This window comes from Bacillus sp. MT94, from assembly GCF_058792475.1.
This window is the reverse complement of record NZ_JBXAEZ010000002.1, coordinates 900,689-912,915: the sequence shown is the minus strand read 5'-3', so window position 1 is coordinate 912,915 and position 12,227 is coordinate 900,689. Positions and strand designations below refer to the sequence as shown.

Sequence of the window (12,227 nt, the reverse complement as noted above, 5' to 3'; positions counted from 1 at the left end):
ATATGATGACATATGAATATATTTTAGTGCGTTACGGAGAAATGACGACAAAAGGTAAAAACCGTTCTAAATTTGTAAGCACATTAAAAGATAACGTGAAGTTCAAACTGAAAAAGTTCCCAAATATTAAAATTGATGCAACGCATGACCGTATGTACATCCAGTTAAACGGTGAAGATCATGAAGCAATCTCTGAAAGATTGAAAGACGTATTTGGTATTCATAAGTTTAACTTAGCGATGAAAGTACCATCAGAATTAGAAGACATTAAAAAAGGTGCATTAGCAGCGTTCTTACAAGTAAAAGATGATGTGAAAACATTTAAAATTACAGTGCACCGTTCTGATAAGCGCTTCCCAATGAAGACGATGGAGTTACTTCCAGAAATCGGTGGGCACATTTTAGAAAATACAGAGGATATCACAGTAGACGTCCATAATCCAGATGTGAATGTACGTGTAGAAATTCGCAGTGGTTACAGCTATATTATGTGTGGTGAGCACATGGGAGCTGGCGGTTTACCAGTTGGCGTTGGCGGAAAAGTAATGGTACTTCTTTCTGGTGGTATTGATAGCCCAGTAGCAGCGTACTTAACGATGAAACGCGGCGTATCTGTGGAAGCAGTTCACTTCCATAGCCCACCTTTCACAAGTGAGCGTGCAAAACAAAAAGTAATCGATTTAGCACAAGAGTTAACGAAATACTGTAAACGTGTAACGCTTCACCTTATTCCGTTTACAGAAGTGCAAAAAACGATTAATAAAGAAATCCCATCTAGCTATTCAATGACGGTTATGCGCCGTATGATGATGCGTATTACAGAGCAGATTGCTGAGGAGCGTAACGCACTTGCAATCACAACTGGTGAAAGTCTTGGACAAGTAGCAAGCCAAACATTAGATAGCATGCATACGATTAACGAAGTAACAAACTACCCAGTTATTCGTCCGCTTATTACGATGGATAAATTAGAAATTATTAAAATTGCTGAAGAAATCGGCACGTATGATATTTCAATTCGTCCATACGAAGATTGCTGTACAGTATTCACACCAGCTAGCCCGGCGACGAAGCCGAAGCGTGAAAAAGCAAATCGATTTGAAGCGAAATACGATTTCACACCGTTAATCGAAGAAGCTGTAGCGAACAAAGAAACAATGGTATTACAAGCGGTTGAAGTAGTGGCGGAAGAAGAAAAATTTGAAGAACTTTTCTAAAACCATAAATTACCATATTTAAAACGTGTATGAAGTCATGTTATTTATCACACTCTATACTCACAAGGAGGTGATATAACATGTCACGTAGCACAAATAAATTAGCGGTTCCTGGTGCTGAATCAGCATTAGACCAAATGAAATACGAAATCGCTCAAGAGTTTGGTGTTCAACTTGGAGCTGATGCAACAGCTCGCGCTAACGGTTCTGTTGGTGGTGAAATCACTAAACGTCTAGTTTCACTAGCTGAGCAACAATTAGGCGGTTACCAAAAATAATCCCATATGATGGCTTAGAAAGAGCGGGTTCTCCCGCTCTTTCTTTTTGTTGTTCATATTAGTATAAATTCATTTCGACAAAAGCATAAAAAAATTGTCAAAAGAAGAGGGTTCAAAATTTACTGAAAATTCTTTATTATATAAGGGAGGCATAAAGAAAAAGGAGGATGTTTATGAAGAGAGAGGAATTGTTGGCACCACCATCTTATAATTTAGTTTCAGAAATAGAGAAATATACAGAAGATAAAGAGAAGCTTGCTTTAATTTGGCAAGATGATAAAGGGAATAGACGAGAAGTTACATATTTTGAATTAATGCAAGGGGCAAATAAAATTGGAAACGCTTTTATAAAAAGTGGCTTACAAAAAGGGGACAAGCTCCTTATTATGATGCCGCGTTTAATTGAAGCGTACATGACGTATATCGCTGCGATTAAAGCGGGATTTGTCGTAATTCCAAGTTCGGAAATGTTGCGTAAAAAAGATATTGAATATCGAATTGGACATGGCGAAGTAAAAGCGATAGTAAGCTATGAGCCGTACATTGGACAGTTTGATGATATAGAAGCAATGGAATCCCTTCAAAAATTCGTCCTGAGTGAGCAGTCAGTAGACGGGTGGATCAATTTAAAAACAGCATTAGAAACAGAAAGTGACATGTTAGAAATGGCGAAAACAGATAAAGAAGATATGGTCTTTTTATCTTACACGTCTGGGACGACAGGAAACCCGAAAGGTGTTGTTCATACGCACGCGTGGGCATACGCTCATTTACGTACAAGCGCCCCGAATTGGCTCGGAATTGAAGAGAATGATGTTGTATGGGCAACGGCTAGTCCAGGGTGGCAAAAATGGATTTGGAGCCCGTTTTTAGCAACTCTCGGTTCAGGGGCAACAGGATTTGTGTACAACGGTAAGTTTGAACCGAAAACGTATTTAAATTTATTAGACGATAATAAGGTGAATGTGCTTTGTTGTACACCGACTGAGTATAGATTAATGGCAAAGGTAGAAGATTTAAGCGAGTACAATTTAGAGGCGTTACATAGCGCTGTATCCGCAGGTGAGCCGTTAAATAGAGAAGTCATTGGAACATTCCAAAAGCACTTTGATATTACAGTAAGAGACGGCTATGGGCAAACGGAAAATACACTACTTGTTGGTGTAATGAAAGGGATGGATATTAGACCAGGATCAATGGGGAAACCAACGCCAGGTAACCACGTCGATATCGTAAATGAGGAAGGTATTCCAGTTAAAGTAGGCGAAGTTGGTGATATTGCAGTTCACATTGAAACGCCGGCACTCTTTAAACAATATTATAAAGACGATGAGCGTACAGCGATGCAATTCCGCGGTGATTATTATATTACAGGTGATAAAGCGAAGAAAGATGAAGATGGCTACTTCTGGTTTGAAGGGCGTGGTGATGATATCATTATTAGCTCTGGTTATACAATCGGGCCGTTTGAAGTAGAGGATGCGCTTGTAAAACATCCTTACGTAAGAGAATGTGCGGTTGTCGCAAGTCCTGATGAAATTCGCGGAAGTGTCGTGAAGGCATTTATCGTATTAAGAGAGAATATAGAAAAGAACGAAGAAACATTAATTCCAACACTCCAACAACACGTCAAAGAACTCACTGCACCATATAAATACCCTCGCAAAATTGAATTTGTAGATGAACTACCAAAAACGATTTCTGGAAAAATTCGCCGTATTGAACTTAGAAAACAAGAGATGGAGATTCCGTCAAAATAATTTTGAAAACAGTGAAGTAAATAGTTGAATGAAATGCAAAACAATGATAATATAAAAACGAACACAAGTTCGATTTTATAAACTTAAAAAAGAGGTGTCCGTATGATTTTAGGTATTAATCCGTACTTAGTTTTAGATGGTAGTGGGCAAGAAGCTGTACAGTTTTATAAAGAGGCTTTAGATGCAAAAGTAGAAGTCATGCAAACTTTTGGTGACATGCCTGAAAATCCAGAATACCCGATTCCAGCTGAAGCGAAAGAGCGCGTTTTACACGCTACTTTAAAAGTTGGTAATACGGATCTTATGATTTCTGATACATTCCCAGGTCAAGGGCATGCAATCGGATCTCAAGTAACAATCGCAATTCAAATTAGTAATGCAGAAAAAGCAAAAGAAGTATTCGATAAGTTACAAGAAGGTGGAGAAGTTATCATGCCACTTCAAGAAACATTCTGGAGCCCAGCATACGGACAAGTAAAAGATAAATTTAATATTGAATGGCAAGTTACAACGTCTACTACTGAACAAAAGTAATTTTTAGAAAAGCACCATGTTTTGAAATGGTGCTTTTTTTTATACAATAAAAAATAAAGGAGATGGGATATATGGGAGAAATTTGGTATGGCGGCACCATTTACACAATGAGAGAAGAAAATGAAAAAGTGGACGCTGTTTACGTTGAAAACGGTACGATCGTTGATTTTGGAAGTAAAGAAGAGTTAGAAAACCAATATGCCGCGGTTACATTGCACGATTTAAAAGGCAAAACAATGATCCCAGGCCTCGTTGATAGCCATATGCATCTTATTGGGCATGGAGAGAGATTACTCCGTCTAGATTTATCAAATTGTACATCTTATGGTGAAGTGCTTACTCTTGTTCAGAAGCGAGTGAAAGAAGCTCCAAAGGGCTCTTGGATTATTGGAGAAGGATGGAATGAAAATAACTTTACAGATACGAAAGATGTTCACGCGCGTGATTTAGATGAAATTTCGAAAGAACACCCCATTTTATTAAAGCGAGTTTGTCGTCACGTTACATGGGTGAATTCATACATATTGCAAGAAGCGAACATAACAGAAGCGACGCAAAATCCAAAAGGCGGGAAAATCGGTAGGGATTCATCAAATAAGTTGACAGGACTTTTATATGAACAAGGACAAGAATTAATTAAACATGTTCAGCCTGAAATTGATGAAGCGTATTTACAAAGAGCTTTGCAAACAGCGATTAAAGATTGCTGGAAATACGGACTTGTTGGCGGGCATACGGAAGATTTAAATTACTACGGTGGTTTTAGAAAAACATATAATGCGTTTTCTCACGTTATAAAAGAAATGCCATTTAAAGCACATTTGCTCGTTCATCATGAAGTAGCACATGAACGAAAAGAATATGAAAATGAACATTATATTGAATTTGGGGCAATGAAAATTTTTTCTGACGGTTCTTTTGGCGGAAGAACAGCATTATTAAGTGAACCGTATGAAGATGCGAAGGAAACGAATGGGGTTGCAATTTTCTCACGTGAAGAACTTGCGGAATTAGTGAAGAAAGCACGAGATTTACATATGCCAGTTGCGATTCATACTATCGGTGATTTATCGCTTGAATATGTCATTGATGCACTCGAATTATATCCACCAGCAAAAGGGTTACGTGACCGCATTATTCATTGTCAGCTTGCTCGTGAAGAGTTGATAGAAAGAATGAAAAACTTGCAAGCCATTATCGATATACAGCCAGTCTTTCTTTCATCAGATTTTCCGTCAGTCATTGAAAAACTGGGAGAACACCGTCTTCGTTATGCGTATGCTTGGAAGACATTACTGGAAGCAGGACTACATTGTAATGGTGGTTCAGATGCTCCTATTGAACAAGTAAATCCGTTTCTAGGCATATATAGCGCTGTTACACGTAGAAGTTTTATTGACGGTGTATGCTATATGCCTGAGGAAAGATTAACGGTATATGAGGCTGTTTCTTTATTTACAACAGGAAGTGCCTATGCAATCGGAAAAGAAGCGAAACGAGGGCAAATTACAAAAGGATATGAAGCAGACTTTACAATATTAGACCACAATATTTTTGAAATTGAGGCAGAAGAAATAAAAGAAGTACAAGCAGAAATGACTGTAATAGATGGCCGAGTTGTCTATAGAAAAGATGTGTAAAAATATATCAGCGATTTTCGGAATATATCGACCGTAACTCGAAATATATGAGCGATTATTAAAATATATCGACTTACCGACAAAAACTGACAAGAATAACGGCCGGATAGTAAGAGATTATTGTTCGCGTCAATCGGGGTAAATAAATAACCGCAGAATTATGGAATTCCATAATTCTGCGGTTATTTTAATTCTATAAAAACGTTCTCTGTACTTTTTCCCAGAACGAATTATTTTTTAATTTAACTGTTTTAATTTGTTTATCGCTTAAGCGTACAACAGCTTTTTCCACTTGTTTAATGCTAAGCGCTTCGTTATCCATGCCGATAACAGGATAATCGTTACCGTCTGGTCTTAGTTTTAAAGTTAATGTACGTTCGTGATTTAAAATGAACGGTGAACCGAGCGTACGGTAAGTGTTGTTGTTTAAAGATGCTAGTTCGCTTACTTGGAAACATGGAATAAGTGGGTCAACAACTGCACCATGCAATGATTTATTGTAAGCTGTACTTCCTGTTGGGGTAGAAACTACTAAACCGTCCCCTCTAAATGTTTCGAAATATAAATCATCAACGTGAACATCTACAACGAATGTTTTAATAATGCTAGAACGTAATGAGAACTCATTTAAACAATAGAAAGATGTACCATGATCTACATCTACCTGAATTGTTGGATATTTTCGCACTTCAATTTCATTTTTTGTAATTTCTTGAAGGGCTGTATCAATGTGATCAATGTGAAAATCGCAGTAGAACGAAGTTTCATCTTTCGTAGAAATCCCTGCGTATAAGCAATCTTCTCTAAAACCAGTTTTACGAACGGCTTGTAAGAAGGTTGCATCATCTCCAACACTGACGATAGCGTTTGCATTTTTTGGATAATCTAATATGGTAAATCCATTCTCTTCTAAAATACGATAGATTGGTTTCATTTTTTCAACGAGCGTTGCTTTGTCATCACCATAAAAGAAAAATAAATTGCGACGATCTGCCATTATGTATCCCTCCACTGCAGTTAAATTTTCTGTTTTTCGTGCTACATATCATTAGAGTCCGTTCCCTGATGATATGTTCAAATAATATATTTCGATACAAATTGTCAAAATCCCTTTTTATTTTTAGAAAAATTTTTATATTCAATCTTATGGAGCTCTGTTTAATGATGAATAAAGTTGTCGATAATGGGTACGGAGTGAAAGGATGATACGTATGAAGTGGCTCGTAATTGGAATAATAATTCTTCTCCTTTTTATTTTGCTTATACTATTGTCGAAAATATCGCTTAAGGTGACATTTTTATATTCAGAAATGGAAAAGCAATGTTTATTTCAAGTGAAAATATGGATGATTCGATATACATTTGATGTATTGGAAAGAATTGAAAAACAGCAGAAAAAAACAGGACAGAAAATCGAAAAAGCTGAAGAGGACGGCGGACTAGATAATAAAATTATGGCGCAACTTGACAGTATTGGGGAACTGATAAAAAGGCTTCAAAAAGTTCATACTATCGTTAAAGATTTTCTCAAACGAGTGAAAATCAATGGTTGGAAATGGCATACGCAAATTGGAGCAGGCGACGCAGCTAGTACTGGAATTGTCACTGGATATGCATGGGGGACAAAAGGAATGGCTGCTGGAGTTGTCGGACAATATATGCATATTGTCGATGTACCAGAATTTGAAATTACTCCTGTTTTTCAAGGGAAGGGATTTGCATCGAGATGCGAGTTAACAGCATCTTTTCGTATATTTCGTACTATAAAAACAGCGGTGAAATTGCTCATATTTATGAGGCAGCAAAAATCTGGTATGACAGAAAAATCTGTTCAAGCATAGGGGGGATATAGAATGGACCATCCAATTCAAGGTTTAATGACAACCGCAATGCAGCATTTAAAACAAATGACTGATGTAAATACAATTGTTGGTGACCCAATTAAAGCGGCAGATGGAAGTGTAATTCTTACTGTTTCGAAAGTAAGTTTCGGATTTGCTGCTGGTGGAAGTGAATTTGGTAGGGTAGAACATTCAGGCCGTCATCCATTTGGCGGAGGAAGTGGAGGAGGAGTTTCTATTAATCCTGTTGCCTTTCTTGTTATAAATGGAGATGGTGTAAAAGTATTACATTTAGATAAGCAAACGCATGTCATCGATAAAATAATTGAATTAGCGCCACAAGCTGTTGATAAAGTGAAAGAAATGATGGATAAACGAAAAGAAGATGATCCTGAATTTCAAATTTAACGAATAAAGAAGCTAATCAATAGGTTAGCTTCTTTTATTTTTTTGTAAATAAAGCGATTTTATTTGCATTATCGATAGGGACAAACTATCATTTACATTGTACATATTTTGTTTAAATAAGGGAGGATTTTCAAGTGGCAAACGTAACTTTTAAAGGTAATCCAATGACTTTAGTTGGAACAGAAGTTAAAGTTGGCGATCAAGCGCCAAACTTCCAAGTATTAGCAAACGACTTATCTCCAGTAAGTTTAGAAACATACAAAGGCGAAGTAAAATTAATTAGTGTTGTACCTTCAATCGACACAGGTGTGTGTGATGCACAAACACGTCGTTTTAACCAAGATGCAGCAGGTATTGAAAACGCAAAAGTATTAACAATTAGCGCTGATTTACCATTCGCTCAAAAACGCTGGTGTGCAGCAAACGGTTTAGAAAATGTTGTAACACTTTCTGACCACCGTGACCTTTCATTCGGTGAAGCTTACGGCTTAGTAATGAAAGAACTTCGTTTACTTGCTCGTGCAGTATTCGTAGTAGATAGCAACGACAAAGTAGTTTACGTAGAATACGTAGGCGAAGGTACAAGCCATCCAAACTATGAAGCAGCATTAGAAGCAGCTAAATCTGCAAAGTAATGTGAAGGAAATGACCTCTTATAAAGAGGTCGTTTTTTCTCATATATCGCTGCGTAACGGTGCCGATATATGAGAAAAAACGTTATATCATATATAACTTGAGAGGGAGCTCTTTACAGGAGGTCGCTTTTTCTTTTTGGAAAAAATCACTTTGTGGTATGATATAAGTTATGTGTAAAAGAGAGAAGGAGGAATGTACGTGAGTCAGACAGTGGAAACATTATTTTCTATTTTTGATTCTTCTGCGGTAGTTTTACGTAAAGAATTAGATGTGACATATTTAGAGGCGCTTGTAGAAACAGGTGATAACTTGTTTGAAGGAGCGATTTTACAAGAGGAATTATCCGAATCAGCAATTGAAAGGCTGAATCGTGAATATAGTACGTTTAATGAAGAAACATATAAAGGTGAAGAAATTCGTAAAGCATTTCAGTTAGCCATCTTAAAAGGAATGAAAGAAGGCGTACAAGCCAATCATGAAATGACGCCTGATGCAGTTGGGATGTTCATGAGTTACTTATTCCATAAATTTATGCAAGGTCAAAACGAAATTACAGTTTTAGATCCTGCAATTGGAACAGGAAATTTAATGACTACAGTGTTTAATAGCGCCAAAGAAGGACTAACAATGAGTGGATTTGGTGTAGAAGTGGATGAAGTGCTAATTAAACTTGCTTTAGTAAATGCAAATTTACAAAAGCATGCAATCGAATTCTTCCATCAAGATGGACTAGCACCACTTTATATCGATCCAGTTGATGCAGTCGTTTCAGACTTACCGATTGGTTACTATCCAAACGAAATCGGTGCCAGTGAATATAAATTAAAAGCAGATGAAGGAATGTCGTATGCTCATCACTTATTTATTGAACAAAGTGTGAAACATACGAAAGAGGGCGGGTACTTATTCTTCTTAGTACCAAACTTCATTTTTGAAAGTGACCAGGCACCAAAATTACATGCATTTATTAAAGAAACATGCTTTATTCAAGGGTTATTACAGCTACCTGTTTCCATGTTTAAAAACGAGAAAAATGCAAAAAGTATATTTGTTCTCCAAAAGAAAGGCTCTAATGTAACAATGCCAAAACAGGCGTTATTAGTGGAGTTGCCTAAATTCTCTAACATGAAGGCGATGGAGAACATTATGGATCAATTAAATACTTGGTTTGCAACACATAAATAAAGCTGGGTATATGTAACAGAGTTAGTGATTCATGTAGTACAGTTTTATATAATATGTCATATTTTTAAATATATACTAGATTTAACTGAATTTTTTTGAAATCTGTAATATATATTTTTTCTTGGTGTTACAATTTTTTCACTTGAAATATATGTCGGACGATGTTTAAATTAAAATCGTGAGTATAAAATTTGCTAATGATGAAACGTTTTCATATTTAGTAAATTTGATTAGATAAAATCGAGCGGTTTGTGGAAACATCCACACAACTACCAAGAGAAAAAGGGGCGAAAGACTAGATGTCAAAAATCATCGCGATTAACGCAGGAAGCTCTTCCTTAAAATTCCAATTATTTGAAATGCCAAGTGAAACAGTATTAACAAAAGGTTTAGTAGAACGTATCGGTTTAGAAGATAGTATCTTCACTATTACTGTAGATGGCGAAAAACAAAAAGAAATTACAAACATTCCAGATCACGCAGTAGCAGTTAATATGCTTCTTAAAAAATTAACTGAAAACGGAATCGTTAAATCTCTAGATGAGATTGGCGGTATCGGTCACCGTGTTGTTCACGGCGGCGAAAAATTTGCTGACTCTGTTTTAATTACTGATGAAGTATTAGCTGATATCGAAGAATTAAGCGATTTAGCACCACTTCATAACCCAGCAAACGTTGTTGGTATTAAAGCATTCCAAGAAGTATTACCAAACGTACCAGCAGTAGCAGTATTCGATACAGCATTCCACCAAACAATGCCGGAATCTGCATTCCTATACAGCTTACCATATGAGTACTATGAAAAATTCGGCATCCGTAAATACGGTTTCCACGGAACTTCTCATAAATATGTAACTGAGCGTGCGGCTGAATTATTAGGTCGTCCAATTGAAAGCTTAAGCTTACTTTCTTGTCACTTAGGTAACGGTGCAAGTATCGCAGCAGTAGAAGGCGGTAAATCTATCGATACTTCTATGGGCTTCACTCCACTTGCTGGTGTAACAATGGGTACACGTTCTGGTAACCTTGACCCTGCGTTAATTCCATACATCATGGAAAAAACAGGCCAAACAGTAGAAGAAGTAGTTAACGTATTAAACAAGAAGAGTGGTATGTTAGGTCTTACTGGTTACTCTAGTGACCTACGTGACATCATTGCGAAAGAAGAAGAAGGCGACCACCGTGCGAAAGTAGCACTTGATGTATTCGTAAGCCGTATCCACAAATACATCGGTTCTTACACAGCTCGTATGAAAGGTGTAGACGCAATCATCTTTACAGCTGGTGTAGGTGAGAACAGTGCGATTATTCGTGAGCGCGTATTAGAAGGCCTTGAGTACATGGGCGTATACTTCGATGTAAAACGTAATAACGTATTCGGTGAAGAAGCATTCATCAGCTTCCCACACTCTCCAGTAAAAATTATCGTAATTCCAACTGACGAAGAAGTTATGATTGCTCGTGACGTACTACGTCTTGGAGATATTGGTTAATATATGAAAAGAAAGACGAGATCCTACAGGATTTCGTCTTTTTTCTTTTGGATGTATTTTAAAACACCATCCGGATATAATATTTTTTCTTTCTGAATGAATGCCGTAATAGGAATCCATTTCGCATACGCTACTGTTTGCTCATCTTGTATATTTAATATTTTCATTTCATATAGTGATGTGTCTAATAAACGCAAAGAATATAGTTGAATGATTTCATGACCAATGCCCCCATCTAGATGAAAGACATTTTCTAAACAACCTAAATAATTGATGATTTCTATCTCCGTATGAAGCTCTTCTGTAAACTCCCGAATAACAGTATGTGCTGATTTTTCACCAAGTTCAATGGAACCGCCAAGAGGACGATAATATGTTTCGCCTTCTGTATGATATTCTTGTACGAGAAGGCGATCTTGGTGTACAGCAAGACCGAAAGCTTTTGCACGTGGATACATATAGAATCACTCCTTATTTGTTTTGTATAAGGACGATTATAATGTATGGTGTGATAAAAGTATCGTGTATTTAAGTGTGTGGTCTAACTGTAATTCCATCAAATAAGTCTTTCCAAAATGCTTCATTATATTGGTATACATCCATAATAGGACATTTCATAATGCAAGTACGTTGTAATCCCCAATCTTCTTGGGTGATAGTTGGTATATCGGCAGGAATTAGTAATAGGACAGAGAATGTATGTGTAACGATTTGAGATAAAATTTGTTCTAGGGAACATGCTTCTTCATATGTTCCTCCAGTTCGAATAAACAATATGGATTCTGCCGTTTCAATTGTAGTTAGAAAACGATTAATTCGATGTTCATAGTTTAGCTTAATTTCTGTATAAGAAGGCCAATAATTTGGTGTGTTTACATCTGTTTTAAAGTCATGACAGGAGTCAATTTCATAAAGGTTGTCCCTTAATCTTAATTTGGCATCATCATCCCAAAATGAGATGAAGGATAGATTTTCGAAATTTAAAAAACGGTCAAATCGATTTTGTAATAATAAATTTACTTTCGTTAATGAAGGACTTAGCATAAAATCAATAACGCCAAAAAATGGTGATAATTCTAATTGATATAATGCCCAAGCAGGCCAACAGTTTTGTCCTAAGCTGAATACTGCGTTATAGTTTTGTTTTAGATTGGATAGATTCATGTGAAGTATCTCATCCTTTTTGCTATTATTTTATGTCACTCATAAAGGGTATGTGAAAAGAGATATACAAG

The 12,227-nt window shown here is 36.6% G+C and carries 13 protein-coding genes; 10 read left to right on the top strand and 3 right to left on the bottom strand.

The features are described from left to right. The first annotated feature begins 2 nt into the window (after window positions 1-2). The 5 genes from thiI (at window position 3) to AC1Q51_RS10445 (ending at window position 5,429) form a co-directional block, all read left to right on the top strand. Complete coding sequence (thiI, locus tag AC1Q51_RS10465; RefSeq protein ID WP_492331486.1) at window positions 3-1,217, top strand: tRNA uracil 4-sulfurtransferase ThiI; 1,215 nt, start codon at window positions 3-5, stop codon at window positions 1,215-1,217. An 80-nt stretch (window positions 1,218-1,297) separates the two neighbouring features. Then, the gene (locus AC1Q51_RS10460; protein WP_000091640.1) at window positions 1,298-1,495 is read left to right on the top strand and encodes an alpha/beta-type small acid-soluble spore protein; all 198 of its coding nucleotides are present in this window, start codon (window positions 1,298-1,300) and stop codon (window positions 1,493-1,495) included. A gap of 173 nt (window positions 1,496-1,668) precedes the next feature. Continuing rightward, entirely contained in the window at window positions 1,669-3,255 is a 1,587-nt protein-coding gene (mbcS, locus tag AC1Q51_RS10455; RefSeq protein ID WP_098447192.1) for an acyl-CoA synthetase MbcS, read from the top strand. A 102-nt stretch (window positions 3,256-3,357) separates the two neighbouring features. Beyond that, window positions 3,358-3,789 carry a VOC family protein gene (locus tag AC1Q51_RS10450; protein ID WP_000600350.1) on the top strand — a complete coding sequence of 144 codons (432 nt, stop codon included), beginning with the start codon at window positions 3,358-3,360 and terminating at the stop codon, window positions 3,787-3,789. 71 nt (window positions 3,790-3,860) lie between these two features. After that, the gene (locus tag AC1Q51_RS10445; protein WP_097821768.1) at window positions 3,861-5,429 is read left to right on the top strand and encodes an amidohydrolase; all 1,569 of its coding nucleotides are present in this window, start codon (window positions 3,861-3,863) and stop codon (window positions 5,427-5,429) included. 193 nt (window positions 5,430-5,622) lie between these two features. Here the strand turns inward: AC1Q51_RS10445 and AC1Q51_RS10440 are convergent, their stop codons facing one another. Beyond that, window positions 5,623-6,426: an NAD kinase gene (locus AC1Q51_RS10440; protein WP_065229433.1), complete on the bottom strand. Its 804-nt coding sequence runs from the start codon at window positions 6,424-6,426 to the stop codon at window positions 5,623-5,625. A gap of 205 nt (window positions 6,427-6,631) precedes the next feature. Here AC1Q51_RS10440 and AC1Q51_RS10435 point away from each other — a divergent pair, with 205 nt between their 5' ends. The 5 genes from AC1Q51_RS10435 to ackA all read left to right on the top strand — a co-directional run bounded on the left by AC1Q51_RS10435 (window position 6,632) and on the right by ackA (window position 10,992). After that, on the top strand, window positions 6,632-7,270 hold the full coding sequence (locus tag AC1Q51_RS10435) for a DUF2953 domain-containing protein (RefSeq protein ID WP_002094156.1): 639 nt from the start codon (window positions 6,632-6,634) through the stop codon (window positions 7,268-7,270). Window positions 7,271-7,282: 12 nt separating this feature from the next. Further along, a complete protein-coding gene (gene ytfJ, locus AC1Q51_RS10430) occupies window positions 7,283-7,678 on the top strand; it encodes a GerW family sporulation protein (protein WP_000350007.1) in 396 nt (131 codons plus the stop codon). A 134-nt stretch (window positions 7,679-7,812) separates the two neighbouring features. After that, window positions 7,813-8,313 (top strand): thiol peroxidase, encoded by a 501-nt coding sequence (tpx, locus tag AC1Q51_RS10425; protein ID WP_000024527.1) that lies wholly within the window; start codon window positions 7,813-7,815, stop codon window positions 8,311-8,313. A gap of 199 nt (window positions 8,314-8,512) precedes the next feature. Then, window positions 8,513-9,499, top strand: a complete 987-nt coding sequence (locus AC1Q51_RS10420; RefSeq protein WP_000084365.1) for a class I SAM-dependent methyltransferase — start codon at window positions 8,513-8,515, stop codon at window positions 9,497-9,499. 299 nt (window positions 9,500-9,798) lie between these two features. Continuing rightward, the gene (gene ackA / locus AC1Q51_RS10415) at window positions 9,799-10,992 is read left to right on the top strand and encodes an acetate kinase (RefSeq protein ID WP_053563553.1); all 1,194 of its coding nucleotides are present in this window, start codon (window positions 9,799-9,801) and stop codon (window positions 10,990-10,992) included. A 23-nt stretch (window positions 10,993-11,015) separates the two neighbouring features. Here ackA and AC1Q51_RS10410 read toward each other — a convergent pair whose 3' ends face one another. Together AC1Q51_RS10410 and AC1Q51_RS10405 are read right to left on the bottom strand one after the other, a co-directional pair. Then, window positions 11,016-11,450, bottom strand: a complete 435-nt coding sequence (locus AC1Q51_RS10410) for an NUDIX hydrolase (protein WP_016080077.1) — start codon at window positions 11,448-11,450, stop codon at window positions 11,016-11,018. A 70-nt stretch (window positions 11,451-11,520) separates the two neighbouring features. Then, on the bottom strand, window positions 11,521-12,156 hold the full coding sequence (locus AC1Q51_RS10405; RefSeq protein ID WP_090976914.1) for a DUF1796 family putative cysteine peptidase: 636 nt from the start codon (window positions 12,154-12,156) through the stop codon (window positions 11,521-11,523). Window positions 12,157-12,227: the final 71 nt, after the last annotated feature.

What these genes read in the sequence shown, in the direction of transcription:
- AC1Q51_RS10440 (WP_065229433.1), bottom strand. Translation starts at nt 6,426, where the DNA reads ATGGCAGATCGTCGCAATTTATTTTTCTTTTATGGTGATGACAAAGCA.
- AC1Q51_RS10435 (WP_002094156.1), top strand. Translation starts at nt 6,632, where the DNA reads ATGATACGTATGAAGTGGCTCGTAATTGGAATAATAATTCTTCTCCTT.
- ackA (WP_053563553.1), top strand. Translation starts at nt 9,799, where the DNA reads ATGTCAAAAATCATCGCGATTAACGCAGGAAGCTCTTCCTTAAAATTC.
- AC1Q51_RS10450 (WP_000600350.1), top strand. Translation starts at nt 3,358, where the DNA reads ATGATTTTAGGTATTAATCCGTACTTAGTTTTAGATGGTAGTGGGCAA.
- mbcS (WP_098447192.1), top strand. Translation starts at nt 1,669, where the DNA reads ATGAAGAGAGAGGAATTGTTGGCACCACCATCTTATAATTTAGTTTCA.
- thiI (WP_492331486.1), top strand. Translation starts at nt 3, where the DNA reads ATGATGACATATGAATATATTTTAGTGCGTTACGGAGAAATGACGACA.
- ytfJ (WP_000350007.1), top strand. Translation starts at nt 7,283, where the DNA reads ATGGACCATCCAATTCAAGGTTTAATGACAACCGCAATGCAGCATTTA.
- AC1Q51_RS10445 (WP_097821768.1), top strand. Translation starts at nt 3,861, where the DNA reads ATGGGAGAAATTTGGTATGGCGGCACCATTTACACAATGAGAGAAGAA.
- AC1Q51_RS10410 (WP_016080077.1), bottom strand. Translation starts at nt 11,450, where the DNA reads ATGTATCCACGTGCAAAAGCTTTCGGTCTTGCTGTACACCAAGATCGC.
- AC1Q51_RS10405 (WP_090976914.1), bottom strand. Translation starts at nt 12,156, where the DNA reads ATGAATCTATCCAATCTAAAACAAAACTATAACGCAGTATTCAGCTTA.
- AC1Q51_RS10460 (WP_000091640.1), top strand. Translation starts at nt 1,298, where the DNA reads ATGTCACGTAGCACAAATAAATTAGCGGTTCCTGGTGCTGAATCAGCA.